The organism is Aureimonas sp. SK2 (assembly GCF_029813115.1).
In the GTDB taxonomy this organism is placed as follows: domain Bacteria; phylum Pseudomonadota; class Alphaproteobacteria; order Rhizobiales; family Rhizobiaceae; genus Aureimonas.
The window spans coordinates 78,504-103,927 of the sequence record NZ_JAPZDS010000006.1 but is presented as its reverse complement, the minus strand read 5'-3'; the positions used below and the strand labels follow the sequence as shown (position 1 = coordinate 103,927).

The following is a 25,424-nucleotide window of genomic DNA, read 5'->3' as shown; positions in this document are numbered from 1 at the left end:
CCGCTCCTGCCCGAAAGCTTATCCGACCCGGCGAAGCCGCAGGGAGAAGACGTCGACGTCGTTGGTGGTCCCGTTGACGCCCGGCTCGATCGCGATGCTGGCGGGCGATCCGGCATTGGCCGGCACGGGCACGTCGAAGATGAAGGCCTCCTCGCTCATGGTGGTCGAGAAGCGCTGCCGCTCGCAGAGGCTCGTACCGCCGAAGAGGCAGCGCACGGCGAACTCGCGCTCCGCGCCGTCGGGCGAACCGGCCGTCACCTCGATGCGCACGTTGGAGCCGGCGATCTCTCCGACGACGCCGGGACCGATGGCCATCAGCACCTCGCCTTCGCCCGCGGCCGGGCCGGACACGCGCACCGCGTCCCGTCCGCCCGAACGCGGCGCCGCTTCGATTCGCCCGCCGGCGGGCGTCGAGAGGCTTTCCAGGTCGTCGCCGTCGAACACGGTGATCCAGTCGAGCGCCGAGGTCTCGTTCTGCGCCGTCGGTGAATCGGGGTCGGATCCGCGGATCATGCCGCCGACGAAATAGGCTAGAAGCGCGAGCACCAGGGCGAACACCACGGCCGCGACCAGCACGGAGCGCGGCGAGCGGGCCTCGCGAACCGGCTCGGGCGCACCGCGCTCTCCGCCCGGCGTCCACGTGTTGGGCGCGGCAGCCGACTCGGGGGCCGCCTCCTCCGGCTCGAAGGCGCGGGGCTCCCGCACATCATCGGCCGGTTCGGGGCGCGGCGGCAGGGGCGGCTGTGTCAGCATGAAGCCCGGATCGGCCTCGGCTTCGGCGGCCTCGGACGGCGCCGGCCAGGACGAATAGTCCGCTTCCACGCGGTCGATCGTCTCGGCCAGGCGGGTGCGCTGCGCCTCGGCATCCGCCTCGCTTGCGCCGCGCGTTTCCAGCATCCGCTCCAGCGCGCGTTCGGAAGCGGCGTAGATGCTTTCCCGGAAGGCCGGATCGCTCGCGTCGCCGCCCTCGAGGGCTCGCCGCAGGCTGTCTTCCATTGCGCTCATGACATCTCCCGGCCGGTCGAGGCGACACCGTCGCCACGGTCCCTCGGCATCGCATCTGGATAGCGAATGCGGCGGAATGGAGCAATCTCGCCGCGCTTTGCCGTCACGGCGCGAGTTTTCACCCTTTCCTTTAGCCGCCTGCGCGCGACCTTGCCTTGCAGAAGCCTTCCGGAAGCCGTCGATGACCACCTTTCCTCCCCTGCCCAATCCGATCGGCCGGCACGGCGTGATCGGCGACCTCAACACGCTGGCCCTCGTCGCCCCGGACGGGCGCATCGACTTCCTGTGCCATCCCGACATCGATTCGCCGACACTGTTCGCCTCCCTGCTCGACCCCGAAAAGGGCGGCGAGTTCCGCTTCTGGGCGACGGCGGACGGCATGGGCCAGCGGCAGATCTACCTGCCCGACACCAACATCCTCCTGACCCGGTTTCTCGGACCGGACGGAATCGGCGAGGTCTCGGACTTCATGCCGCTGGACGGCTCGGGCCGCATCGTGCGCCGCGCCAAGGCGATCATGGGGCCAGTCACCTTCGCCATCCGCCTGGATCCGCGACCCGAATACGCTCTCGCGCAGCCCGAACTGTCGCCGACCGCGGACGGCGCCGCCATCGCCTGGACCCGCCCCGACGGCTCGCGCGAGACGATCTTCCTCCACACCTCCATCCCGTTGCGCATCGAGGACGGGACGCTTGCCGGCGAGGTGACGCTCCGCGAGGGCGAGACCGCCTTCACCGTCCTCTGCCCCGGGCGCGAGGGCTGGAGCCCGGCGGACCGCGACTATGTCCGCGTGTCCTTCGGCGAGACGCGCAAGTTCTGGCACGATTGGGTGGCGCACGGCCGCTTTCCCACCTTCTGGCGCGAACTCGTGGTCCGATCGGCGCTCACGCTGAAGCTTCTCACATCCGCCAAGCACGGGTCCATCGCGGCCGCCGCGACCTTCGGCCTCCCAGAGGTCGTGGGCGGCGAGCGCAACTGGGACTACCGCTTCTGCTGGGTCCGCGACAGCGCCTTCACCCTCTACGCCCTGTCGCGGCTCAACTACTACGACGAGGCCGAGGCCTTCATCCACTTCCTGATGGAGCGCGTGGCGAGGAGCGACGGAGACCGGTCGGGCCTGCAGATCATGTACGGCATGGACGGACGGGCCGAGCTGACCGAAACGGAGCTGCCGCAGTTCTCGGGCTATCGCGGCTCGCGGCCCGTTCGCGTCGGCAACGGCGCCTTCGACCAGCGACAGATGGACATTTTCGGCGAGTTCATGGACGCGGTGTACATCGCGACGCGGGCGCGCGGAAAGCCGAGCTACTCAGTCTGGGCGAAGCTGTCGGGGCTGATCGACTGGCTCTGCGCCAACTGGCACCTGCCCGACCGCGGCATCTGGGAAAGCCGGGGCGAAGACAAGGAGTACCTCTCCTCGCGCCTGATGTGCTGGGTGGCGATCGACCGCGCGATCCGCATCGCGACGCGCGAATCCATGCCCGCCGACCTCGCCCTCTGGCACCGCGAGCGCGACACGATCCAGAAGACCATCGTGGAGGAGTTCTGGAACCCGGAAGTCGGCGCCTTTACGCAGTTCAAGGGCGGCGACACGCTGGACGCGGTCGTGCTCCTGATGCCGCTCGTCCGCTTCATCAACCCGCGCGACCCGATGTGGGTCTCGACGCTCAAGGCGGTGCGCGAGACCCTCGTCCACGACTGCCTCGTGCGCCGCTACATCAACGGCCCCTCCAACCACGACGGGCTGGAGGGTGAAGAAGGCTTCTTTACCATCTGCTCCTTCTGGTACGTCGAAGCGCTGGCGCGCACCGGCTTCGTGGCCGAGGCGCGGCTCCTGTTCGAGAAGCTGCATTCCTACGCCAACCATCTCGGCCTCTATGCCGAGGAACTGTCCACCGACGGGCGGCATCTCGGCAACTTCCCGCAAGGCCTCACACACCTGTCGCTGATCTCGGCCGCCATCTGGCTGGACCGGGCGCTGACCGCCGACCGATCCGACCCCGCCCATGCCGGCTTCCAGATGATCGAGGACCCCGATGGCATCTTCTGACCTCCTTTCGCTCCAGGGCCAGGTGGCCATCGTCACCGGCGCCTCGGCCGGGATCGGGCGCGCCTGCGCCGTCGAGCTGGCGCGGGCGGGTGCCGATGTCGCCGTCAACTACCACGGCTCGCGCGAGGGGGCGGAGGAGACCGTCGCGGCCATCGAGGCGCTCGGCCGCCGCGCGATCGCGGTTCAGGGCGATGTCGGGTCGGAGGAGGACGTCGCCCGTCTTTTCGACGAGGCGGAACGAGGGCTCGGCCCCGTCGAGATCGCCGTCTCCAATGCCGGGCGCCAGAAGGACGCCAAGCTCGCCGAGATGACGCTGGACGATTGGGACGCGGTGATCCGCACCAACCTCACCGGCGGCTTCCTGATGGCGCGCGAAGCGGTGCGCCGCTTCCGGGCCAAGGGCCGCCGGCCGGAGGTGAGCCGGGCGCTCGGCAAGCTGATCTTCGATTCCTCCGTCCACCAGCGCATCCCCTGGGCCTTCCACGTCAACTACGCGGCGTCCAAGGGCGGGCTGAAGCTCCTGATGGAATCGGTGGCACAGGAGGTCGCCTGCGAGGGGATCCGCGTCAACGCCGTGGCGCCGGGCGCGATCGCGACGGCCATCAACAGGGACGAGCGCGAGAAGGAAGGCGGCATGGACGCGATGCTGAAGCTGATCCCCCACGGGCGCGTCGGCGACCCGGAGGACATCGGCCGCGTCGTCGCCTTCCTAGCCTCCGACGCCTCCGACTACATCAATGGCCAGACGCTGTTCGTGGACGGCGGCATGACGCTCTACCCCGGCTTCCGCGGCAACGGGTGAGCAGGCCGGATTGCCGATCCCGGGATCTTAGGGAACCTCTCGAGGCCTCCCCTGCCGGTTATTCTCCCGGGATCGCACTCGAGCCATGACGAACGCGACGGTCATCGCGCAAGCAAAAAAGGGCGACCCGGAGGCCGCCCTTTTTTGCAGAATTTGCGATGACGAAACCGCTCAGCGCAACTCGTCCTCTTCCTCGGTCTCCTCCGGCTCGGTGCGGCGCATGGAGGTGAGCTTGGCGAAGACGGCGGCGGCGTCGAGTTCTTCCTCGTCGCGCGCGCCGGACCGGTAGTTCTGAGTCTGCGCGGCCGACAGGAGGCGCTCCTCCTCGGCCACCTCCTCCGGGCGCGGCATGCCGCGCGAGGCCTTCTCGACCTCGAGGTCGAGGTCGATCTGCGAGCAGAGGCCGAGCGTCACCGGGTCCATCGGCTGGAGGTTGGCGGAGTTCCAGTGGGTGCGCTCGCGGATCTGCTCGATCGTGTGCTTGGTCGTGCCGACGAGGCGCGAGATCGCGGGGTCCTTCAGTTCGGGATGGTTGCGCACCAGCCAGAGGATCGCGTTCGGGCGGTCCTGGCGCTTGGAGACCGGCGTGTAGCGCGGCCCCTTGCGCTTTGCCTCCGGCACCCGGACCTTGGGCGGGGCGAGCTTCAGGCGGTGCTTCTCGTCCTTCTCGGCCCGCACGATCTCGTCGCGCGTCAACTGGCCCGTGATGATCGGGTCCATGCCCTTGATGCCCTGCGCCGACTCTCCGTCCGCGATCGCCTTCACTTCCAGGGGATGCAGCGTGCAGAATTCGGCGATCTGCTCGAAGGACAGGGAGGTGTTGTCGACGAGCCAGACGGCCGTGGCCTTGGGCATCAGAAGCTGCTGAGCCATGGATATAGGTCTCCTGTAGGCCGGCCCCGGTCAGGCAGGCTGTGGTCACGCCACGAATTCCGGAAATCGACGCTGACTATAGGCACCCCCGCCGCGTTCCGCAAGGAACGATGCGCGGTCGAGCCCCGGTCAACTCTCCGCCGCGCCCGTCACCAGCACGATCTTGCCGATATGGTCCTTGTCCATGTGGGCATGGGCGTTCGCCGCCTTTTCGAGCGGATAGGTCGCGTCGATCAGCGGCTTAACCCGGCCCTCCGAAAGCAGCGGCCACACCTTCTCCTCCAGCTCGGCGCAAAGCGCCGCCTTGAACGCCGTGTCGCGGGCGCGCAGGGTCGAGCCGGTGAGCGTCAGGCGCTTGCGCATCACGGCGAAGAGGTCGATCTCCCCCTTGCGGCCGTTGAGATGCGCGATCTGGACGATGCGGCCGTCCGGTGCCGCAACCTCGATGTTGCGCGGGAGGTAGTCGCCGCCGATCATGTCGAGCGTGAGGTCCACGCCGCGCCCGCCCTGCCAGTCCTTGAGTGCCGCCACGAAGTCGTCCGTGCGGTAGTTCACGGCGAGATCGGCCCCGAGCCGCCGCGCTGCGTCGGCCTTCGCCTCGCCGCCGACCGTCGTCGCGACCAGGGCGCCGAAGGCATGCGCGAGTTGGATGGCCACCGTGCCGATGCCGGACGTCCCGCCGTGCACGAGAAAGGTCTCCCCGCGCTTCAGCGCGCCGCGCTGGAAGACGTTGTGCCAGACGGTCAGGAACGTCTCCGGGATCGCCGCCGCCTCGACGGCGCCCAGGCCCGACGGCACCGACAGGACCGAGCCCTGGTCGGCCAGCGCATACTGCGCATAGCCACCGCCGGAGAGCAGCGCCATCACTTGGTCGCCCTCGCGCCAGCGCCGGACGCCCGGCCCGACCACCGCCACCCTGCCCGCGACCTCCAGCCCCGGCCAATCCGGCGCGCCCGGCGGCGGCGGATAGGCGCCCATGCGTTGGAGGACGTCGGGCCGGTTGACGCCGGCCGCCTCCACTTGGATCAGCACCTCGCCTTCGCCCGGCCGGGGCAAGGGCGCGCGGCGCGGCACCAGCACCTCCGGTCCGCCGTGCCCGTCGAGGGCCATGATCGTCATCTCGCTGGGAAGGGTCATCGCTCGGCTCTCCTGATACGACGCCTCACTTAACGCGCGCCGGCAAACTTTCCCGCCCGCGTTAACCGCGCGTTGACCATTCCGGCGCACTGTCGGGGAAGTCCAGATTGCTTTGGATGGCGACCTTGCCGGTTGTCGAACCTCCCTGTTGAAACTCAAGAGCCGCTCCGCGCGGCTCTCTTTTTGCCGGGAATCCAACGCTTCGGCATGCTTTCCGGCCGTTAACCATCATTGACCGGGCCTCCTTGCGCATCGCGCGCCATGGGTGGATTCTAGGAGCGACAGGGCCGTGACGCGCCGACTATGGTGCCGCGACCCTTGCAACGATTCGCCTCAAGGTCGGTTTTCCCAGCATGACAAACACCCATCTCGATCACAGCGAATCCTCCCGGACGATCAAGCTGGCGGAACGGCTTGCCTTCTCGTCCTCCTTCCAGCCGATCTTCGACGAGGGTATGACGCTGGTCGACGAGACCGCGGCCTATCTCGACGGGGACGGGCGGCGCGACGCGCGCACCATCTCGCGCGGGGCGGCGACCCTCTACGCCGCCGAATCCATGCGCCTGACGACGCGCCTGATGCAGGTCGCCTCCTGGCTCCTCCTCCAGCGCGCCGCCAACCAGGGCGACATGTCGCGCGCGCAGGTCGAGGCCGAGAAGGTCAAGGTCCGGCTGGACGGCATCAGCGGCGGCGCCGATTCCCCGTTCTACGAGGAACTGCCCCTCGCCTTCCGCGACCTCGTGGAGCGCGCCGTGATGCTGGAGCGGCGCGTCGCGATGCTCGACCGCGAGATCTACGGCGATCCGCAGGCCGACGGCTCGACCAACCCGGTGGGCGAGCAGATGCATCTCCTGCGCACCGCCTTCGCCGTCTGACGAGAGGCCACCTTTCACGTTAAAGGGCGCGCGGGTTCCTCACCCGCGCGCCCTTTTCGTTTGGCCCGGAGGCCAACAAAAAACCCGGCCGAAGCCGGGTTCCTCGTAAGCCTTCGGTGACCGGCAATCAGATGCCGAGACCCTCGTAGCGCTTCTTGAAGCGCGACACGCGGCCGCCGCGATCCAGCATCTGCTGGTTGCCGCCGGTCCAGGCCGGGTGGCTGGTCGGGTCGATGTCGAGGTTCAGCTTGTCGCCGGCCGAGCCCCAGGTCGAGCGCGTCTGGTATTCGGTGCCGTTGGTCATCACGACGGTGATCGTGTGGTAGTCGGGGTGGATGTTCTGCTTCATCGCCTTGTTCCCAGCCTGACGCGCTCGCACCCACTGAGACCCATGGACGGAGCCCGCCGGCGAGAAGCCGGGTTGGACATTTCGACCAGGGATCGGAATGAGGAGCGCGATCGCTTTCAAATTCAAGGGCGAGCCTATACATCAGGCCCCGATAGCGCACAAGGGCCGCCGGGCGCGGCCGCAAGGGGCAGCGAATTTGCGAAACGGAACCGCCGAGAAAGCCGGCGGCGGGGCGCCCCGCCGCACGCTGAAGCCTCTGGCCCGCCTCTGGCCCTACATGATGGAGCACAAGGGCCACGTCGCCGCCGCGCTCTTCTTCCTGGCGCTCGCCTCCGCCACCACCCTTTCGGTGCCCGTCGCCGTGCGCCGCGTGGTGGACCATGGCTTCGCCTCGTCCGACACGGGGTTCGTCAACACCTATTTCGGCATGCTGGCGGTGCTCGCTCTCGTGCTCGCGCTGGCCAGCGCCGGGCGCTACTACTTCGTCATCACCATCGGCGAGCGCGTGGTGGCGGGCCTGCGCAAGGACGTGTTCGCCCACGTCCTGACGCTTTCACCGGCCTTCTACGACAAGAACCTGTCCGGCGAGATCGTCTCGCGCCTCACCGCCGACACCACGCAGATCAAGTCCGCCGTGGGCGCCACCGCGTCGCTCGCGCTGCGCAACTCGATCCTCTTCCTCGGCGCGGCCGCGATGATGGTGGTGACGAGCCCCGGCCTGTCGGCGATCGTACTCGGCGCCATTCCGCTGATCGTCCTGCCGCTCGTTGCCTTCGGGCGCACGGTTCGCGCCCGCTCTCGCGCCGCGCAGGACGTCCTGGCCGGCGCCAGCGCCTATGCCGGCGAGGCGATCGGCTCGGTGCGCACCGTCCAGGCCTTCACGGCCGAGCGCGAGGCGCGCGGGCGTTTCGACGCCGCCGTGGACGACGCGTTCGAGGCCGCCCGCCGCTCGGTCTCGGCCCGCGCGGGGCTGACGGCCTTCGCCATCTTCCTCGTGACCGCCTCCATCGTCGCCGTGCTCTGGGTCGGCGCGCAGCAGGTGATCGGCGGCGCGATGACGCCGGGCACGCTCGGCCAGTTCCTGCTCTATGCCGTCTTTGCCGCCTCCAGCCTCGGTCAGCTCTCGGAGGTCTGGGGCGAGTTGACGGCGGCGGCGGGGGCGACGGAGCGCCTGTCCGAACTCCTGGAAGACCGGCCGGAGATCGCCGATCCCCCCGCCCCGCAGCCCCTCCCCTCCCGCGCGCTGGGCGCCGTCCGCTTCGAGAACGTCGCCTTCCACTATCCGACGAGCCCCGGCCGCGAGACGCTGCGCGGGCTCGACTTCACCGTGCAGCCCGGCGAGACCGTGGCCCTCGTCGGCGCGTCGGGCGCGGGCAAGTCCACCGTCTTCTCGCTGCTCGAACGCTTCTACGACCCGACCGCCGGCCGGATCCTGGTCGACGGCGTCGACATCCGCCAGGTTGAGCTTTCGGCTCTGCGCCGACGCATCGCCCTCGTGCCGCAGGACGTGACGATCTTCGCCGGAACCCTCGCCTCCAACATCGCCTTCGGGCAGCCCGATGCGTCGAGGGCCGAGATCGAGGCGGCGGCCGACGCCGCGCTCGTCACGCCCTTCGTGCGTCATCTTCCGGATGGCTTCGACACCGCCGTCGGCGAGCGGGGCGTGACCCTGTCGGGCGGCCAGCGCCAGCGCGTGGCAATCGCCCGCGCGATCCTGCGCGACGCGCCGATCCTGCTCCTCGACGAGGCGACCTCGGCACTGGACGCGGAAAGCGAGGGTCTCGTCCAGACGGCGCTCGACAGGCTGATGCGCGGGCGCACGACGATCGTCATCGCCCACCGCCTCGCAACCATCCTGAAGGCGGACCGCATCCTCGTCGTGGACGGCGGACGGATCGTCGAGGAGGGCAACCACGCCAGCCTGATCGCGACGGGCGGTGCCTATGCACGCCTCGCCCGGCTTCAATTCGGTGCAGCGGAAGCGGCCCTGCGAGGCGCCGCGGAATAAAAATAGGTCAGCATTGTTGACATATTCCCGCTGCGGGTGTGAAGCATCCCCAGGAGGATTTGATGACCCTGACCGATCTCTTCGCCACCCGTTCCAGCCGCATGAAGGCGTCCGAGATCCGGGAGCTTCTGAAGCTTCTCGACCAGCCGGACATCATCTCCTTCGCGGGCGGGATCCCCGATCCCGCGCTGTTCCCGCACGAGGCGTTCCGCGAGGCCTATGCGGAGGTGCTCGGCGGCGCGCAGGCCAACGCCGCGCTCCAGTATCAGGTGAGCGAAGGCTACCTGCCGCTGCGCCGCTGGCTGGCCTCCTACATGAGCACGCTCGGCGTCCCCTGCGACGAGAACAACGTCTTCATCACCTCCGGCTCGCAACAGGGGCTCGACTATCTCGGCAAGCTGATGCTCTCGCCGGCGGACACCGCGCTCGTCACCTGGCCGACCTATCTCGGCGCGCTCCAAGCCTTCAACGCCTACGAGCCGACCTATGCGCGGCTCCAGCCGAACGGCGGCAACACGACGCCCGCAGCCTATGCCGACGCGGCAGCGAAAGCCGGCGGCCGGGCAAAGTTCGCCTATCTCGTGCCCGACTTCGCCAATCCGACGGGCGAGACGCTGAACCTCGCGCAGCGCGAGGCCGTGCTCGACCTCGCCGCCGAACTCGATATCGCGGTGATCGAGGACGCCGCCTACCAGGCGCTGCGCTACGAGGGGCAGCCGGTCCCGCCGATCGTCGCGCTCGACTGCGCCCGTTCGGGGAGCCTCGACGAGGCCCGTACGATCTATTGCGGCTCCTTCTCCAAGATCCTGGCGCCGGGCCTGCGCATGGGCTGGATCTGCGCGCCGCGCCGCATCGTGGAGAAGCTCGTCCTGATGAAGCAGGCGGCCGATCTCCACAGCCCCTCGATCAACCAGATGGCGATCCACCGCGTCGCCGAGACGAGCTACGGCGAACAGGTGGAGAAGGTCCGACGGGTCTACGGCGATCGTCGCGACGCGGTGCTGGCGGCGCTCGACGCCGCGATGCCCGAAGGCGTGAGCTGGAGCCGGCCCGAGGGCGGCATGTTCGTCTGGGTGACGCTGCCCGAATCCATCGACACGACGGTGCTTCTGGCGCGCGCCGTCGCGGAGGAGCGCGTCGCCTTCGTTCCCGGCAGCGCATTCTTCGCCGACGGCTCCGGGCGCAACACGCTGCGCCTCTCCTTCACGCTCGCCGACCAGCGCGCCGTGACGGAGGGCATCCCCCGCCTCGGCCGCCTGATCCGCGACGAGCTGGCACGCCGCTGAGGCGCGCCTTTCGGCCTCAGCCCTGCATCGCGCCGGGATGAAACACCCGAAGGCGAAGCGGCCCCGGAAGACCGACCGTGGCGGTGTAGCCGAAATCCTTGTCCTCGGGCGCCTGGAGGATCGGCAGAGCGTGGTCCTGCCACTCGGCATGGTGGCGATTCACGGCCTCTCGCGTTTCGACCTCCAGCGAGATTTCTCCGTTCTCGCCCGCCGGTTGGGAGAGCGGCCGCACGTCGGCGGTGCGCCAGAGGCCGAGCCGGACGCCGTCGATCACGAACAGCACGAAAGCCGGCGACGTCTCGACCGGCGCGGCGCCGAGAAGCGTCTGGATCGCCTTTGCGGAGGTAGTTGGGTTCTCGACATAGAAGAGGACGTATGGGGTCATCGGAGGGCTCCGTTCGGGATGAACATGCCCCTTCTAGACGCCCCTCCTGTCAGCCGATGTCAGCAGCCGCACTCTTCGGCCTCGCGCATGAGGCGCCAGTCGGCAAGGAGCACGCGGTGCCGGCGGCCCATCCGGTGGCCGGCCGGGCGGGCGTCGGCGATCCGGTCGAGCCGGAAATGGCGGAAGTCGCCGCGCATCTCGCACCAGGCCGCCAGAACCTCGGCTGCATCGAAGAAGCCGACGATGATCGGCCAGACGACGCGTTCGGACCCGATACCGGCCTTGTCCGTGTAGCGGATGGCCAAGGCCTTCTCGTCCCGGATCGCCTCGCGGATCGTCCCCAGGCAGGCGTGGTCCTTCGGCGTCGCGCCATCGGCGAAGAGCTGGACCATGTCGACCGAGCGGTTGGTCGGAAGCACATCCTCGATCTTGGCGAGCGCGCCGGCTGCGCCCGGCCCCAGCGTCTGGGGCAGGCGGCGCGCGACGAAGCGCAGGCCGAGCACCAGAGCGTCGATCTCGTCCTCGTCGAACATGAGGGGCGGCAAGGTCAGGCCGGGGCGCAGCACGTAGCCGAGCCCGGCCGCCCCCTCCACCGGCACGCCCTGCCCTTGGAGGACCGCGACATCGCGATAAAGCGTGCGCAGGCTGATGCCGAGCTCGCCTGCCAGTGTCTCGCCCGCCACCGGTCGGCGGTGACGGCGCAGGATCTCCACGAGGTCGAGAAGGCGCGCGGCGCGCGGGCCGCTCACCGCTCCGTCAGCTTCAGCTCGATGCGCCGGTTGCGGGCGCGCGCCTCCGGCGTGTCGCCCGCCACCAGCGGCTGGAACTCGCCGAAGCCGGTGGCGGCCAGGCGATTGGCCGGCACACCGGCCTCCACCAGAAAGCGCACGACGGCGGCCGCGCGCGCGGTGGACAGCTGCCAGTTGTCGGCGAAGCGGCCGCCCGTGATGGGCACGTTGTCGGTGTGGCCGTCGACGCGGATGATCCAGTTGATATCGGAGGGGATCTCGCGGTTCAGCTGGATGATGGCATCGGCCAGCTTCTGCATCTCGTCCCGCCCGGCGGCCTGGAGCACGTCCGCCCCGGAGGCGAAGAGCACCTCCGACTGAAAGACGAACCGGTCGCCGACGATGCGGATGTTGTCGCGGTCGGCCAGGATCTCGCGCAGGCGGCCGAAGAAGTCGGAGCGATAGCGCGCCAGTTCCTGGACGCGCTGGGCGAGCGCGACGTTGAGGCGGCGGCCGAGATCGGCGATCTGGGTCTGGCTTTCGCGGTCGCGGCTTTCGGAGGCGCCGAGCGCATCCTCCAGTGCGGCGATCTGCTGGCGGAGCGCGGAGAGCTGCTGATTCAGGAGGTCGATCTGGGTGCGCGCCTGGGCCGAAATCTGGCGCTCCGATTCGACCGTGGCCTGCAGCTCGCCGATCCGCGCGCCCCCGTCGCCCGCGCCGGCCGCCGCGCGTTCGCCGTCGAGTGCCGACTGAAGGCGCGTGCGCTCGCTCTCGGCGCCCGCGAGCGAGGCCTGGAGCGCCGAAATCTGGTCCTGGAAGTCGGTCGAGTTGGAGCGCTCCAGCGCCAGGAGCTGGTTGAGCTCGGCGATCTGCGAGTTCAGCCGGTCGAGGATCGTGTCCCGCCCCGACAGGTCGCGGCTGAGGAGGAACTGCGCGATCACGAAGACCGACAGCAGGAACATGATGGCCAGGAGAAGCGTGGACAGGGCGTCCACGAAGCCCGGCCAGTAGTCGATCTCGCGCCGCAGACGGCGTCCGCGCCCGAGCGCCACGGCGTCAGTTCCGCTCGATTTCGGTCAGCGAGCGCACGAGGCGCTCCATCACGCGCCGCATCTCGCGCTGCTCGCCCGCCTGCGCCTCAACGAAGTCGCGCAGCGTCTGCTGCTCGCCGCGCATGTGCTGCACGAGGCCCTGAATGCTTTCGGCGAGATTGGCCATGGCCGCCGAGGTGCGCGGGCTGGTCGAGTGTTCCAGCACCAGCCGGTTTATGCGGTCCGACAGGAGGCGGAACTCCTCGCCGGCCGAGCCGACGGCCGTGGCCTCGGGCGCGGCCACGGAGGCGGGCAGCGCGGCGCCTTCGACGGAGATCGTGGCGAGCCAGTCCTCCAGCTCGGTGTAGAAGCGGTTCTGCGCGCGCCCGACCTGGAGGTCGAGAAAGCCGAGGACCAGCGATCCCGACAGGCCGAAGAGCGAGGACGAGAAGGCGGTGCCCATGCCGGACAGGGGCGCCGACAGGCCGCTCTTCACCGAATCGAGCACGGTGGCCGCGTCGCCGGCCGCCGGGTCCAGCGACTGGATCGTGGCCGAGATCGAGCCGATCGTGGTGAGGAGGCCCCAGAAGGTGCCGAGAAGGCCGAGGAACACGAGCAGGCCGACGAGGTAGCGCGACACGTCGCGCGATTCGTCGAGGCGCCCGCCGACCGAGTCGAGCACCGCCCGCACGGACGGCGCCGGCAGGGTGCGCGGCATCGCCCCGTGGCCGATCATCGCCTCCATGGGGGCGAGCAGCACGGGCGAGCGGGCGCGGCGCTCGCGATCGTTGTCGCGCAGGGCGTTGAGCCAGCGCGCCTCGCGCGCGAGCCGCAGGATCTGCGCCACCGCGAGCAGGATGCCCACCGCCAGGACGCCCAGGATCAGGCCGTTGAGGCCCGGATTGGTGGAGAAGGCCTGGATGACCTGGCGGCCGAGGATCAGGGCCACAAAGCCGGCGAGCGCCAGGAACACCAGCATGGCCCACAGGAAGACCAGCGGGCTGGAAAACCGTTCCGGCCCGCCGGGAGCGGTCGGGCGGCCGTCGGGAGATGAACTCAGAACCTGCATCGGCACGGGCACCCGCTTGGCGAACTCGCTGGCTGGCGGGAAGCTACAGCATCGGCCCGGAAATCGATATCGATTTTCGGAAAGCCCGATGCATGAAATCAAAGAGATAAAGCGGCGGCGCGCTGCAAATCGCTTTTTTCGCGAGAAGCGCGCCGCAGCAAGGTGTCAGGCGTCTTTTTCGACTGTGGCCTCGGCCTTGGGCTTCGCCCCGCCGCGCAGCGCGGTGTTCGCCTTGGCGAGCTGGGCGACCAGGGCCTTGTGGACGAGTTCGTTGCCGCAGGCGATATCGCCCTCGACGAACTCGAACTTCGAGCCGTCGGAATGGGTGACGAAACCGCCGGCCTCGCGCACAAGCATCGAGCCGGCCGCCACGTCCCAGGGCTGGAGCGAGTGCTCCCAGAAGCCGTCGATGCGGCCGGCGGCGAGATAGGCGAGGTTGAGCGCGGCCGAGCCGAAGGCGCGGATGCCCGCCGCCTCGCCCATTATCTGGCGGGCCTCGAAGAGATAGCGCGCGTGGTCGGCATGGCCGAGATGGGGGACGCCCGTCGCCACGACGCATTCGGCGAGCTTGGTGCGCGCGGCGACGCGGATGCGGCGATCGTTAAGGAAGGCGCCGCCGCCCTTCTCGGCGGTGTAGAGCTCGTCGGTCACCGGGTTGAAGATGACGCCCGCGACGATCTGCCCGTCGCGCTCCAGCCCGATCGAGATGGCGAAGTGCGGAATTCCGTGCAGGAAGTTGGTGGTGCCGTCGAGCGGATCGACGATCCAGCGATGCTGTGGGTCGCGCCCTTCGATAGCGCCGCGCTCCTCCATCAGGAAGCCCCAGTCGGGGCGGGCGCGGGCGAGTTCGGCGTAGACGATCTCCTCGGCCTTGCGGTCGGCCTGCGACACGAAGTCCGCCGGACCCTTCATCGAAACCTGGAGGTTCTGCACCTCGCCGAAATCGCGCGTGAGCGAGCGGCCCGCCTTCATGGCGGCCTGCGTCATGACGTTCATCAGCGCCGTACGGGCCATGTCTTCAACTTTCCTACAACGATCGAAAGAACAGGCGGCGGCCGAAGGGGCATGCCGCATTCCCGCAGCAAAGCGGGGCGAATGGGGGAACGGGCGCCTCAGAACCACATCCGGGCGTCGGACTCAAGCCTCTAGCCGGAGCGGAAGCGGTTGGCGGCCTCCAGGGCGGCCTTCTGCTCGACGTCGGGCAGCGTCCGGAACCAGCCGTCCAGCGTCGCGTCCGAATTTGAGGCGCGGCGGGCGAGCACCGTCCACATGGCCGCCTGGGCGCGGTCGCGCGGCGTGCCGACGCCGTCCTTGTAGAGATGGGCCATGCGGTTGACGGCGATCGGATTGCCCCGGTCGGCCGCCCCCTTCAGCCAGCGAAATCCTTCCAGCGGCTCGGCCGGACCGCCCCGGCCGTTGATCAGCCAGATGCCGAGTTCGATCTGCGCGGTGTCGCTGCCGCCCTTGGCCGCCTCGGCGAGCCAGCGGCGGGCCTCGCCGTCGTCGGCCTTCTCGAGCCCCTTGCCATAGGCGTAGAGCTGCGACAGCGCGTATTGCGCGTCGGGCAGGCCGGCTTCGGCGGCCTTGCGGAAATAGCCCGCGGCCTCGGTAAAGCCGCCGGTGGGCGCCGCGCGGATCAGCATCTGGCCGTAATTGTAGGCGGCGAGCGGATTGCCGGCGTCGGCGGCCGCCTTCATCAGGTCGCGCGCGGTCGCGTCGTCGGGCGCGACCGCGCGGCCTTCGATCAGCAGCATGGCATAGCGGAACTGGGCTTCCGGCACGCCCGCCTTGGCGGCGACGCCGTACCAGCGCGCGGCCTCCGTCTCGTCGCGGGGCACGCCGAGACCGCGACCGTAGATCTCGCCGAGAAGGGTCTGGGCGGCCGGGTCGCCGAGATTGGCGAGCGGCTCGGCAAGGCGCAGGGCCGACAGGTAGTAGCCGCGCTGGAAAGCACCATAGGCCTGCGCGCTGGCGGAAGCGCCGTCCGTCCCGGCCGGATCGTCGGCCGCACGGGCGACGGGCGTCGGCAGGAAATTGGGCGACAGCGGCGGCGGGTTCGTGCCGGTGCCCTCTCCGGCGACCGGCGGCTCAGAACCGGCGGCTGGCGGCGCAGGCGTCACAGCGGGCGCAGCCGCATCCTGTGCGAGGGCGGGCTCGGCGGCGAGAAGCACGAAGAGGAGCGCAAGGCGCCTCATGCCGAAGCCTCCTCCATCGCCGCGTCGATCATGCGGTTGGCGGCCTCGACCTGATGGGCGGCGCGGGCAAGATCCGAGAAGACCGCGCTGGACAGGGCGATGAACTCGGCGCGCGTCTCGATCGCGCTGGAAAGGGCCGCCAGGTCGGAGCCGCCCTGCACGATGCAGGGGATCTCGACGATGGAGGCCCACCACTCGGCAAGCTCCAGATTGCGGCGGAGCGGCTCGGGACCTGCGTCGGCGCCGAGCTTTCCGAAGAACAGGTAGTCCGGCATGCACTCGCCGGCCTCCAACGCGTCGTGGCGGGTCGTGAAGCCCGAACCGCCGACGATGAGGCGGGGCGAAAAGCGCCCGACCGCCTCGCGCAGGGCCGGTACGCTGCCGGAGGCGTCGTGGAAGCCGTCGGCCCTGACTCGGCCCGCACAGCGCGTGTCCTCGGCGACGATGGCGGCGGCACCGGCCTCCTGGATCAGGGGCACGAGCCGCTCGGCGAAATCCTGGAAGGGGGTCGGCTGGCGGCCGGCGGGATCCACCAGCACGGACGCGACGTCGCCCGCGGCGAGCGCCGCCCGGAGCGCGGCCTCACCGGCCTCGCCATCCGGCAGGAGGGTCGTCGCCAGGACCAGTCGGGGGCGGATGCGGTCGTCGTCGATCATGGAAACATCTGCGCAGCGGGCGATAACGGGCCGGATCAAGACCGGCGGGCTGCTGTAGATACCGATTGCGGCGAGACTACAAGGGTCGGGCACCAAACGAAGAGACGCGGCCCGAGGGCCGCGCCGAAGGATGATAGGTCCTGAGGGATCAATGGGTCGATTGACGCAGACGCTCGATCTCGTCCTTCAGCTGCAGCTTGCGCCGCTTGAGTTCCTGTATTTCCGCATCGCTCATGGCAGGCTTGGTGTGGGCCGAGGCGATTTCCTCGTTCAGAGCCGAATGGCGCTGTTCCAGGGTCGCGAGATGGGCATCCAAGGACATTCTTGAGCTCCTCTAGGTCTCTTCTCCCTCCATCGGCGCCCGGACGACCGGCGCGTCGTGGACGCCATGAAGGTGTCATATAAGGTTTGACCTGTCGAATGGGGTTCAAGCCCGGGTTTTTAAATTCTTCCGAGGCTGGTAACGAATGGATGGGTGTCGAAGCGTCCTTTCCCAAGGACTTGGCGGGGTTTCCGCCTGCCGAGGAAGGCCGGGTCGATTTTTTGTGAGGCCCCGGCCCGCCGAGCGGGCGCCGGGGTTCGGTGGTGTCGCGTTCGAGGGGACCGGGGTGGCGGATCAGGAACAGGCCGAACTCAGGCTGCAGTTGGCAAGGCTGCGCCAGGAGCACGCGGATTTCGACGCGGCGATCGACGCGATGGAGGCGACCGGCTGCGACCGGCTGCAGATCCAGCGCATGAAGAAGAAGAAGCTCCTGATCAAGGACCGCCTCCAGGATCTCGAGGATCAGGTCCTGCCGGACATCATCGCATGAGCTCGGCCCCCGTCGCCATCATCATGGGCAGCCAGTCGGACTGGCCCACGATGCGGAACGCCGCCGAGACGCTGGACGCGCTCGGCATCGCGCACGAGGCCTTGATCGTCTCGGCCCATCGCACGCCCGACCGCCTCGTCTCCTTCGCCAAGGGCGCCAAGGCCAGGGGCTTCAAGGTCGTGATCGCGGGTGCCGGCGGCGCTGCCCACCTTCCGGGCATGGCGGCCTCCATGACGCCGCTTCCCGTCTTTGGAGTGCCGGTGGAGAGCCGGGCGCTGTCGGGCCAGGACAGTCTCCTGTCGATCGTGCAGATGCCGGCGGGCATTCCGGTCGGCACGCTGGCGATCGGGCGGGCGGGCGCGGTCAACGCGGCGCTGCTCGCCGCCAGCGTCCTTGCCCTCACCGATCCGGCCCTCGCCGAACGGCTGGACGCCTGGCGTGCGCGCCAGACCGACGCGGTCGACGAGCGTCCCGTCGACGACGCAGGCCCATCGCATTGATCCCTTTCCTTTCGAGGCGGACCGCATGACAGCCCCCCTCCCCTTCGGCTCCACGATCGGCATCATCGGCGGTGGCCAGCTCGGCCGCATGATGGCGTCGAGTGCGGCCCGGCTCGGCTTTCGCACCCTGATCCTCGATCCCGACGCCGACTGCCCGGCCGCCCAGGTGGCCAACGGTCTGGTGCGCGGCGCCTACGACGATCTCGCGGCCCTTCGCCAGCTGGCCGACGCCACCGACGTCATGACCTACGAGTTCGAGAACGTGCCGGTCGAGCCCCTGCGCGCGCTCGGCGTTCCCAGGCCCATCCACCCGCCGATCGAGGCCTTGGAGGTGGCGCAGGACCGCGTCGTGGAGAAGGCGTTCCTCAACGGCATCGGCATCGCCACCGCCCCCTGGCGCGCAGTGGACGACCCGCAGGAGCTGGAGCACGCACTCCTCGATCTGCGCGGCGACTGCATCCTCAAGACGCGCCGCCTCGGCTACGACGGCAAGGGCCAGGCGACCATCGCGGCCGGCGGGCCGCACGACGACGTGTTCGAGAGCCTCGGCGGCGTGCCCGCCATCCTCGAAAAGAAGGTGCCCTTCGAGCGGGAGATCTCGGTGATCGCGGCGCGTGGGGCGGACGGCTCGTTCGTCGCCTTCGACCCGGCCGAGAACGTCCATCGGATGGGCATTCTCAGCCGATCCACCGTGCCGGCGGCGATTGGCGAGGCGGTCGCCGAGAAGGCCGTGGAAACGGCGCGCACGATCCTCGACAGGCTGTCCTATGTCGGGGTGATCGGCGTCGAGTTCTTCGTTGGCGGCGACGGAGCGCTCCTCGTCAACGAGATCGCGCCCCGCGTCCACAATTCCGGCCACTGGACGGAGGCCGCCTGCACGATCTCGCAGTTCGAGCAGCATATCCGCGCCGTCGCGGGCCTGCCGCTGGGCTCGGCGGAGCGGCATTCGGACTGCGTGATGGAGAACCTCATCGGCGCCGACGTGGAGCGGGCCGGCGCGCTGCTGGCCGAGCCGAACGTCCTTCTCACCCTCTACGGCAAGCGCGAGGCGCGCGCCGGGCGCAAGATGGGCCACGCGACCCGCCTCACCGCACGAAAAGGCTGATGAAACGGCAGGCGGCGCGTCGTCACATGGTTGACATCGCACCCCGCCTGCCGCTATTGCCACCCTAGGTCGACGCGCCCCCCACGGCGCGTTTTTCATTATGCGGCGGAATGGGACTAGGCCCGATCGTCGCCTGGCAATCGACGGTCGAAACCATGAAGATCAAGAACTCGCTGAAGTCCCTCAAGGGCCGCCACCGCGCCAACCGCCTGGTTCGCCGCAAGGGTCGCATCTACATCATCAACAAGCTCGCCCCGCGCTACAAGGCGCGTCAGGGCTGACGCTCGGGGCCGGGCGACCGGCTCGACGAAAATCGTTTGGAAGGCGCGCCGGGACGACTTAAGGTCGTCTCATGCGCGCCTTTTCTCGTTTCCGATCCGCCCTTCTCGCCGCAGCGTTGCTGACGGCCGCCGGCATGCCGTCTCGGGCGCAGGACGTCCTGCCGCCGGGAGTCGCCTCGGAAGCCGCGACGCCTCCGGCCGACGAAACGCGTGAGGCGCGCCTCGACCGTCTCTTCGCCGAGCTACGGCGCGAGCCGGACGCCGAGAAGGCGACCGCCGTCGCCAACCAGATCCAAGGGGTCTGGCTCGACAGCGGCAGCGCCACGGTGGACCTTCTGATGGAGCGGGCCGGGCAGGCCGTCGCGCGCAAGGATGCGGGCGCCGCCCTCGATCTCGTGGACCAGGCGATCGTGCTCCAGCCGGATTATGCGGAAGCCTACAATCGCCGCGCCACGCTGCACTACACGCAGAACCGCTATGCCCTGTCGATCGCCGATGTCGAGGAGACACTGCGCCGCGAGCCGCGCCATTTCGGCGCGCTGACGGGGCTGGGAGCGATGCTGGAGGAGCTCGGGCGCAAGCGGGAGGCCCTGGAGGCCTATACCCGCGCCCTCACCCTCTACCCGACGCTGAAGGCCGCGCAGGACGCGGCGGCCCGGATCGCCGAGGAGATGTCGGGCGAGCCGGCCTGACGCCCGGAAGGCGGCCCCGTTCGGCAGGCCGCCTCCCCTGTTCCCGTCAGATGGCCGAGAGGCCGTCGGAGCCGATATAGGCGATACGGATCATGTTGGTGGCGCCGGGAGTGCGCAGCGGCACGCCGGCGGTCACGATCACCCGCTCGCCGACGCGCGCATAGCCCTGCTGCACGGCCAGCCGGCAGGCGCGATTGACCATGTCCTCCATGTCGGACGCATCGTCCGTCACCACGCAGTGCAGGCCCCAGACGAGGCTGAGACGGCGCGCCGTGGCGGCGATCGGCGACAGGGCAAGGATCGGGATCTGCGGGCGCTCGCGCGCGGTGCGCAGGCCCGTCGTGCCGGTCGAGGTGTAGGTGACGATGGTCGCGACCTGCAGCGTCTCGGCGATCTGGCGCGCGGCCAGCGACACCGCGTCGGCGCCCGTCGCTTCCGCCGCGGGGCGCTGGGCGAAGATGATGCCGGGATAGAGCGGGTCCTTCTCCACCTCGACCGCGATCCGGTCCATGGTCTGGACGGCCTCGATCGGGTAGGCGCCAGCCGCCGATTCGGCCGACAGCATGATCGCGTCGGCGCCCTCGAAGACGGCAATCGACACGTCCGACACCTCGGCGCGCGTCGGCACCGGGGCGGTGATCATCGATTCCAGCATCTGGGTCGCGACGACGACCGGCTTGCCCGCACGGCGGGCGGCGCGGGTGATGCGCTTCTGGATGCCCGGCACCTGCTCCAGCGGCATCTCGACGCCGAGATCGCCGCGCGCCACCATGATGGCGTCGGACAGCTCGATGATCTCGTCGAGGCGCTCCACGGCCTGCGGCTTCTCGATCTTGGACAGAAGGCCGGCGCGCCCACGCGCCAGCTTGCGCGCCTCGGCAAGGTCTTCCGGCCGCTGGATGAAGCTGAGGGCCAGCCAGTCGACCTCGGCCTCCAGCACCGCGTCGAGGTCGCGCCGATCCTTGTCGGTGAGTGCGCCCGACGTCAGCAGCGTGTCGGGCAGGCTGACGCCCTTCTTGTCGGAAATGCGCGTGCCGGCGACGACCTCGCAGCGGATCGCCGTGCCGGTCGATTCCAGTGCGCGGAGCTGGAGCTTGCCGTCGTCGATCAGCAGACGATGGCCCGGTTGGACGGTCTGGAGGATCTCGGGATGAGGCAGGTAGACGCGGGTGCGGTCGCCCGGCTCGGGATTGTCGTCCAGCGTGATGATATCGCCGGGCTGGAGGTCGACCTTGCCGTCCGCGAACTTGCCGACGCGCAGCTTCGGACCCTGGAGATCGGCCAGGATGCCGATCGGCCGGTCGACGGCCGCCTCGACGCGGCGGATGCGGGCGACGAGCTCGCGCATCGTGTCGTGGTCGGTGTGGCTCATGTTGATGCGGAACACGTCGGCGCCCGCTTCGTGCAGCTTGCGGATCATCGCCTCGTCCGACGAGGCCGGCCCGAGCGTTGCAAGGATCTTTACGCGGCGATTGCGTTTCATGGCTGGTCGGTCCCTTCGCGTGCCGCTTCCGTCAGCTGGACCATCCAGCTGCCCTGCCCGCCGGTGTCGTACTCCCGAAAGCCCATCTTCTGGAACCCGCGGGCGAAGCAGTCCTTGACCCCGACGATCTTGAACTCGTTTTCGGCGATGCACATGTCGATATCGCCCGCCCAACGCCCGACGCCCTCGGCGTCCTCGGCATAGATGTAGTAGTAGCGCGACTGCAGCTCGCCCTCGATGACGGAGCGGCAGGTCGTCGCCGGAATGCGCCACCAGCCTTCGCTCACCCAGCCTTCCGCCGTCCGCTGGCCGATCGCCACGCCGACCAGCGCCTGCGTGCCGTTGCAGACGCGGAAATCGGCGCGGGCGTCGGAGGAGAGGAACGGCGCCGACAGGGCGGAAAGACCGAGGGCGAGGACGGCGGCGGAGATCGGAGAGCGGAGCCCCAGGATCGGGCGAAGCGGCATGGGCGACCCTTTGACGAAACGCGGCGGCGGGCTCTTCTCGCATAGTCGCGAAAACTGTCAAAGCCGGGGCGGCGTCGCATGGGCATACTTTTTCTTAAATCGATACGATCGCGCCGGTCGCCAGCCTTGCGGCCGCTCGCCGGGCGGCCGATATCGGGTCGAGGACCGACAGCGAGGAGCCTTTCCATGGACCAAGCCCCGAGCACGACGGAGCTGGAGGCGGCCGCCTTCCGCCGGCTGCGCGACCACCTGCGCGCGCGCACCGATGTCCAGAACATCGACCTGATGAACCTCGCCGGCTTCTGCCGCAACTGCCTGTCGAACTGGTATGCCGAGGCCTCGGCCGAGGCCGGACAGCCGCTGTCGAAGGAGGCGGCGCGCGAGATCGTCTACGGCATGCCCTACGACGAATGGCGTGCGCTTCACCAGCGCGAGGCGAGCCCGGCGACTCAAGCCGCCTTCGCCGCCTCCAAGCCGCACGATTGAGGCCGGCGTAACGCTCGCGTAACCATTGCGCGTCATCGAAGAGGGGAAAGCGGCCGCCGTTTCTAGGCGACGCGTACCTATCGTCCGCTACGAGGTCTACCCATGTCCAACGCCACCGAGGAAGTCGCCCAGGACCAGCTCCGCTCCTTCGTCGAGCGCATCGAGCGCCTGGAGGAGGAGAAGAAGCAGATCTCCGACGACATCAAGGACGTCTACGCCGAGGCCAAGGGCAACGGCTTCGACGTCAAGGTGCTGCGGAAGGTGATCAGCTTGCGCAAGCAGGACGCCAACGAGCGAGCCGAGATGGACGCGATCCTGGACCTCTATCTCCAGGCGCTGGGCATGATGCCGTCCGGCGGCTGACGCCTCCGGGCACCGCCTCGAATCGAAAACGCCTCCGGCTCGCACCGGAGGCGTTTTCGTTTGGGCCGGGCTGGTCAGCGGCCGCGGCGGCGCTTGTGGCCGAGGCCCATCTGCTTGGCGAGGCGCGAGCGGGCCGCAGCATAGCTCGGCGCGACCATCGGATAGTCCGCCGGCAGGTCCCACTTCTCGCGGTACTCTTCCGGGGTCAGGTTGTAGTGCGTCATGAGGTGACGCTTCAGCGACTTGAACTTCTTCCCGTCCTCGAGGCAGACGATGTACTCGTCGGTGACGGACTTCTTGACGGAAACGGCGGGCTTGGGCTTCTCGGCCGGCGGGGGTTCGGGCTGGGCGCCGGTCATGCCGAGCGCGCCATGGACGTCCGCGATCAGGGCCGGCAGGTCGGCCACGGGCAGCGAATGATTGCTGACATAGGCGGCGACGACCTCGGCGGTCAGTTCCATCAGCCCGTCGTCGCTGTCCGAAATGTTCAGGTCGTCCATGTCTCAATCCGATCCGGTCGTAAAGACGCAAAGGTCGCTCAAGTTCATGAAGCGTGCTCGACCGCCCTTGCGGGGCGAATCGTCTTGCGGGCTTCGATGGAGCAATGTGCGAGAGCGTTTATCCGTGAGGTATCTGAGAATCGGTCCGAGTTTTGTCAAGCTCCGATTTTGAAACGCACAGTCCTGCTCAATGAATCCCCGATAGGCGCGCCGCGATCATCTTCACGTGTCCGCCCCGCGGATAAGGCATAGCCGTCTGAGAACTTGGCTGGGAAGGAACCCGGCGCGTCTTCGCCGGAAACGCGAACGCCCGCGCCGATGGGCGCGGGCGTGAAGGGCGGTCCGTCTCGGGTCGGCCGGATCAGTTGATCTTGTGGACCGGCATGAAGTTCACGGCCTTGCCCTCGAAACGGGAGGACGCGGAGGGAACGCTCCCCTTGTGCGAGAAGCCATGGGCGAACACGGCGTCCGGCACGTTGCCGATCAGGCTGTGGGCGACCGGGCGCTCCAACTCCTGCTCCAGGGCGCGGCGCTCCGGGTTGGATATCAGGGCGGCGAACTCGACGCGCTCGGCGATGATGCGCGCCGAGGGCTGCGCGGCGCGACGGGCTGCGGCGATGGCCGCCTCGTCGCCGACCACGCGCCCGCCCTTGGCGGACACCGTTCGGCGGGCGGGCTCGGCGACCTTGGCGACGACAGCGGCCGTCGCATCCAGCGCGGCGACGCGGATCGGTGCGGCGGCCGGCGTCGGAGTGGCGGGCATCACGGCCGCGACCAGCGCAGCCTCGTCCGGGCGCGCCGACGGTTGAGGGGCGGGACGGGACGGCGGTTTGGTACCCGCCGACGCGGCCGCGCTTTCGGCCATGGCGGCGGCGATGATGGATTCGGGCGTTAGCTCGGGCTCGGTACCGATCATGCGCGGCGTCGGCAGGGCAGCCTGCTCACCGCGCAGAACGGCCTCGAAGGGCGGACGAGCCCGTGGCGTCGGCACGGCGTAGGCGAGCTGAGCCGGGGCGCCGGGGGCGACCTCGGGCTGCGCTTCGGCCTCCAGCGCCGCGACCAGCGTCGAGGCGGGGTCCACGACCTGAGGCCGCGACGGCGCGCTGGTCGGCAGCGGAACGCGGGCGGGCACAAGGGCCGCGACCGCCGTCTCGGCCGCCGGAATGCCGGCGGGCGGCGCCGCGCGGGCGGCGGGGCTGGAGCCGTCGAACGCATCGCGCTCGGGCATCGGGACGCCGGTCGGCAGGGCTGCGGGCGGCAGGGCACGGGCCGGGCGAACGGCCGCGACCTGGACCTCGGGCTCGGGGGCCGCCGGCTGCGGACGGGCCGCCGGGGCGGTGCGCCCGACCGGGGCCGCCGTGGCCTCGGCCTCGTCCTCCGCCTCGTCCGCGCCGCCGCCGAACAGGACGGCCAGCAGCGAACGGCCGCCGCCGGAACTCGACGAGGAGGCGATCTGGACGTCGTTGGCACCCTTGCGCTTGTTGTAGGAAGCGAGCGCCGTCTCGTAGCCGGGCAGCGGCTTGCCGTCGGAGGGCAGATGGATCGTGTTGCCCTTCGGGAAGACGCTGGCCAGCTCCGTGCGGCTCATGCGCGGCCAGTAGCGGCCCTTTCCGGTGTCGAAATGGACGAAGGGGGAGCCGGAGCGCGGATAGTAGCCGACGCCGCCGAGCTGCATGCGCAGGCCGATGTCGCGAACCCGCTTGAGGGGGACGTCGGGCAGGAAGAAATCCACCGCCTTGCCGGACATGTGGAGGCTCGAGCCCGCCACGCCCGAGGAGCGCGAGCGCAGCATCTTGTTGGTGCCGGGCGAACGGTAACCGCCGATGACGTGGATGTAGCCGCGCGAGCCGGACTGCTTATGCGCCTCGTAGAGGAGGTCGAGGAGCTTCGGGTCCATGGTGGTCGGCTTGTTCTCGCGCCAGTCGCGCAGAGCCCAGTTGGCCTTCTTCAGGCCGTCGGGCAGGAACTTGCCGTTCCGCTTGTAGGTGATCTCGGACTTCTCTTTGAGATGGACGTGGTAGAGCTTGAGAGTCCGTGTCTCGGCCTCGGCCGCCGTTGCTGCGAGCAGGCCCATCAGGACCAGCGCGGCGCGTTGAAAGACGCGTCGCGATACGCATTCGGTCCATCCGAACATGCGGTACTTTCCCCCGGTGCGTCGTCCCGCTGATGGAAATCCCCCATCAGGTCACGAATGATCCCGATCCAGCCGGTGAGCTTAATCAGGAACGAGTGCGGCACGAAAATGACACTTGGTCGATTTCTGCGCCAATACACATGATTTTGGTT

General features: G+C 69.2%; 28 protein-coding genes. 12 read left to right on the top strand and 16 right to left on the bottom strand.

What is annotated here, in order from left to right; translation table 11 throughout:
* Window positions 1-18: 18 nt before the first annotated feature.
* A complete protein-coding gene (locus O5O54_RS09385) occupies window positions 19-1,005 on the bottom strand; it encodes a hypothetical protein (RefSeq protein ID WP_279480997.1) in 987 nt (328 codons plus the stop codon).
* 181 nt (window positions 1,006-1,186) lie between these two features.
* Here O5O54_RS09385 and O5O54_RS09380 point away from each other — a divergent pair, with 181 nt between their 5' ends.
* Together O5O54_RS09380 and O5O54_RS09375 are read left to right on the top strand one after the other, a co-directional pair.
* Window positions 1,187-3,055 carry a glycoside hydrolase family 15 protein gene (locus O5O54_RS09380; protein WP_279480995.1) on the top strand — a complete coding sequence of 623 codons (1,869 nt, stop codon included), beginning with the start codon at window positions 1,187-1,189 and terminating at the stop codon, window positions 3,053-3,055.
* Entirely contained in the window at window positions 3,042-3,857 is an 816-nt protein-coding gene (locus O5O54_RS09375; RefSeq protein WP_279480994.1) for an SDR family oxidoreductase, read from the top strand. Before O5O54_RS09380 ends, O5O54_RS09375 begins: the two co-directional genes overlap by 14 nt.
* A 171-nt stretch (window positions 3,858-4,028) precedes the next feature.
* Here O5O54_RS09375 and O5O54_RS09370 read toward each other — a convergent pair whose 3' ends face one another.
* Complete coding sequence (locus O5O54_RS09370) at window positions 4,029-4,730, bottom strand: DUF1013 domain-containing protein (RefSeq protein WP_279480992.1); 702 nt, start codon at window positions 4,728-4,730, stop codon at window positions 4,029-4,031.
* A 129-nt stretch (window positions 4,731-4,859) separates the two neighbouring features.
* The gene (locus tag O5O54_RS09365; RefSeq protein ID WP_279480989.1) at window positions 4,860-5,867 is read right to left on the bottom strand and encodes an NAD(P)H-quinone oxidoreductase; all 1,008 of its coding nucleotides are present in this window, start codon (window positions 5,865-5,867) and stop codon (window positions 4,860-4,862) included.
* Between the two features lie 353 nt (window positions 5,868-6,220).
* On the opposite strand from O5O54_RS09365, the gene O5O54_RS09360 reads away from it, so the two are divergent.
* Window positions 6,221-6,742: a DUF1465 family protein gene (locus tag O5O54_RS09360; protein WP_279480988.1), complete on the top strand. Its 522-nt coding sequence runs from the start codon at window positions 6,221-6,223 to the stop codon at window positions 6,740-6,742.
* Window positions 6,743-6,869: 127 nt separating this feature from the next.
* On the opposite strand, the gene rpmE is transcribed toward O5O54_RS09360, so the two are convergent.
* Window positions 6,870-7,091 carry a 50S ribosomal protein L31 gene (gene rpmE / locus O5O54_RS09355; RefSeq protein WP_279480986.1) on the bottom strand — a complete coding sequence of 74 codons (222 nt, stop codon included), beginning with the start codon at window positions 7,089-7,091 and terminating at the stop codon, window positions 6,870-6,872.
* 196 nt (window positions 7,092-7,287) lie between these two features.
* Here rpmE and O5O54_RS09350 point away from each other — a divergent pair, with 196 nt between their 5' ends.
* Together O5O54_RS09350 and O5O54_RS09345 are read left to right on the top strand one after the other, a co-directional pair.
* Window positions 7,288-9,099, top strand: coding sequence for an ABC transporter transmembrane domain-containing protein (locus O5O54_RS09350; protein ID WP_407061681.1), 1,812 nt, complete (start codon window positions 7,288-7,290; stop codon window positions 9,097-9,099).
* Window positions 9,100-9,158: 59 nt separating this feature from the next.
* Window positions 9,159-10,385, top strand: a complete 1,227-nt coding sequence (locus O5O54_RS09345) for a PLP-dependent aminotransferase family protein (protein ID WP_407061680.1) — start codon at window positions 9,159-9,161, stop codon at window positions 10,383-10,385.
* 16 nt (window positions 10,386-10,401) lie between these two features.
* Here the strand turns inward: O5O54_RS09345 and O5O54_RS09340 are convergent, their stop codons facing one another.
* From O5O54_RS09340 to O5O54_RS09305, 8 genes are all read right to left on the bottom strand, one after another.
* The gene (locus O5O54_RS09340) at window positions 10,402-10,770 is read right to left on the bottom strand and encodes a drug:proton antiporter (RefSeq protein ID WP_279480981.1); all 369 of its coding nucleotides are present in this window, start codon (window positions 10,768-10,770) and stop codon (window positions 10,402-10,404) included.
* A 59-nt stretch (window positions 10,771-10,829) separates the two neighbouring features.
* Window positions 10,830-11,519 (bottom strand): YafY family protein, encoded by a 690-nt coding sequence (locus O5O54_RS09335; protein ID WP_279480979.1) that lies wholly within the window; start codon window positions 11,517-11,519, stop codon window positions 10,830-10,832.
* Window positions 11,516-12,550 carry a peptidoglycan -binding protein gene (locus O5O54_RS09330; protein ID WP_279480977.1) on the bottom strand — a complete coding sequence of 345 codons (1,035 nt, stop codon included), beginning with the start codon at window positions 12,548-12,550 and terminating at the stop codon, window positions 11,516-11,518. Before O5O54_RS09330 ends, O5O54_RS09335 begins: the two co-directional genes overlap by 4 nt.
* A gap of 4 nt (window positions 12,551-12,554) precedes the next feature.
* Entirely contained in the window at window positions 12,555-13,598 is a 1,044-nt protein-coding gene (locus O5O54_RS09325) for a flagellar motor protein MotA (protein WP_279480974.1), read from the bottom strand.
* Window positions 13,599-13,763: 165 nt separating this feature from the next.
* Complete coding sequence (locus tag O5O54_RS09320) at window positions 13,764-14,612, bottom strand: inositol monophosphatase family protein (RefSeq protein ID WP_279480971.1); 849 nt, start codon at window positions 14,610-14,612, stop codon at window positions 13,764-13,766.
* Window positions 14,613-14,743: 131 nt separating this feature from the next.
* Window positions 14,744-15,793, bottom strand: coding sequence for a tetratricopeptide repeat protein (locus O5O54_RS09315; protein ID WP_279480969.1), 1,050 nt, complete (start codon window positions 15,791-15,793; stop codon window positions 14,744-14,746).
* On the bottom strand, window positions 15,790-16,446 hold the full coding sequence (locus O5O54_RS09310; protein WP_407061688.1) for a thiamine phosphate synthase: 657 nt from the start codon (window positions 16,444-16,446) through the stop codon (window positions 15,790-15,792). Before O5O54_RS09310 ends, O5O54_RS09315 begins: the two co-directional genes overlap by 4 nt.
* A gap of 151 nt (window positions 16,447-16,597) precedes the next feature.
* Complete coding sequence (locus tag O5O54_RS09305; protein ID WP_279480965.1) at window positions 16,598-16,771, bottom strand: YdcH family protein; 174 nt, start codon at window positions 16,769-16,771, stop codon at window positions 16,598-16,600.
* 286 nt (window positions 16,772-17,057) lie between these two features.
* Here O5O54_RS09305 and O5O54_RS09300 point away from each other — a divergent pair, with 286 nt between their 5' ends.
* The 5 genes from O5O54_RS09300 to O5O54_RS09280 all read left to right on the top strand — a co-directional run bounded on the left by O5O54_RS09300 (window position 17,058) and on the right by O5O54_RS09280 (window position 19,839).
* The gene (locus tag O5O54_RS09300) at window positions 17,058-17,261 is read left to right on the top strand and encodes a YdcH family protein (protein WP_279480963.1); all 204 of its coding nucleotides are present in this window, start codon (window positions 17,058-17,060) and stop codon (window positions 17,259-17,261) included.
* A complete protein-coding gene (gene purE, locus O5O54_RS09295) occupies window positions 17,258-17,761 on the top strand; it encodes a 5-(carboxyamino)imidazole ribonucleotide mutase (protein ID WP_279480961.1) in 504 nt (167 codons plus the stop codon). Before O5O54_RS09300 ends, purE begins: the two co-directional genes overlap by 4 nt.
* 25 nt (window positions 17,762-17,786) lie before the next feature.
* Window positions 17,787-18,866 (top strand): 5-(carboxyamino)imidazole ribonucleotide synthase, encoded by a 1,080-nt coding sequence (locus O5O54_RS09290; RefSeq protein WP_279480959.1) that lies wholly within the window; start codon window positions 17,787-17,789, stop codon window positions 18,864-18,866.
* Window positions 18,867-19,021: 155 nt separating this feature from the next.
* Window positions 19,022-19,147, top strand: a complete 126-nt coding sequence (gene ykgO, locus O5O54_RS09285; RefSeq protein WP_019998227.1) for a type B 50S ribosomal protein L36 — start codon at window positions 19,022-19,024, stop codon at window positions 19,145-19,147.
* 71 nt (window positions 19,148-19,218) lie between these two features.
* The gene (locus tag O5O54_RS09280; protein WP_279480949.1) at window positions 19,219-19,839 is read left to right on the top strand and encodes a tetratricopeptide repeat protein; all 621 of its coding nucleotides are present in this window, start codon (window positions 19,219-19,221) and stop codon (window positions 19,837-19,839) included.
* A gap of 46 nt (window positions 19,840-19,885) precedes the next feature.
* On the opposite strand, the gene pyk is transcribed toward O5O54_RS09280, so the two are convergent.
* Window positions 19,886-21,322, bottom strand: coding sequence for a pyruvate kinase (gene pyk / locus O5O54_RS09275; protein WP_279480947.1), 1,437 nt, complete (start codon window positions 21,320-21,322; stop codon window positions 19,886-19,888).
* A complete protein-coding gene (locus O5O54_RS09270) occupies window positions 21,319-21,789 on the bottom strand; it encodes a DUF1036 domain-containing protein (RefSeq protein WP_279480945.1) in 471 nt (156 codons plus the stop codon). Before O5O54_RS09270 ends, pyk begins: the two co-directional genes overlap by 4 nt.
* A 186-nt stretch (window positions 21,790-21,975) precedes the next feature.
* Here O5O54_RS09270 and O5O54_RS09265 point away from each other — a divergent pair, with 186 nt between their 5' ends.
* Both O5O54_RS09265 and O5O54_RS09260 read left to right on the top strand, forming a co-directional pair.
* Window positions 21,976-22,275, top strand: a complete 300-nt coding sequence (locus O5O54_RS09265; protein ID WP_279480944.1) for a DUF1244 domain-containing protein — start codon at window positions 21,976-21,978, stop codon at window positions 22,273-22,275.
* A 102-nt stretch (window positions 22,276-22,377) separates the two neighbouring features.
* Window positions 22,378-22,638, top strand: coding sequence for a DUF2312 domain-containing protein (locus O5O54_RS09260; protein WP_279480941.1), 261 nt, complete (start codon window positions 22,378-22,380; stop codon window positions 22,636-22,638).
* 74 nt (window positions 22,639-22,712) lie between these two features.
* Here O5O54_RS09260 and O5O54_RS09255 read toward each other — a convergent pair whose 3' ends face one another.
* Window positions 22,713-23,138: a MucR family transcriptional regulator gene (locus tag O5O54_RS09255; RefSeq protein ID WP_279480937.1), complete on the bottom strand. Its 426-nt coding sequence runs from the start codon at window positions 23,136-23,138 to the stop codon at window positions 22,713-22,715.
* Window positions 23,139-23,499: 361 nt separating this feature from the next.
* A complete protein-coding gene (locus tag O5O54_RS09250) occupies window positions 23,500-25,272 on the bottom strand; it encodes a DUF882 domain-containing protein (protein ID WP_279480935.1) in 1,773 nt (590 codons plus the stop codon).
* Window positions 25,273-25,424: the final 152 nt, after the last annotated feature.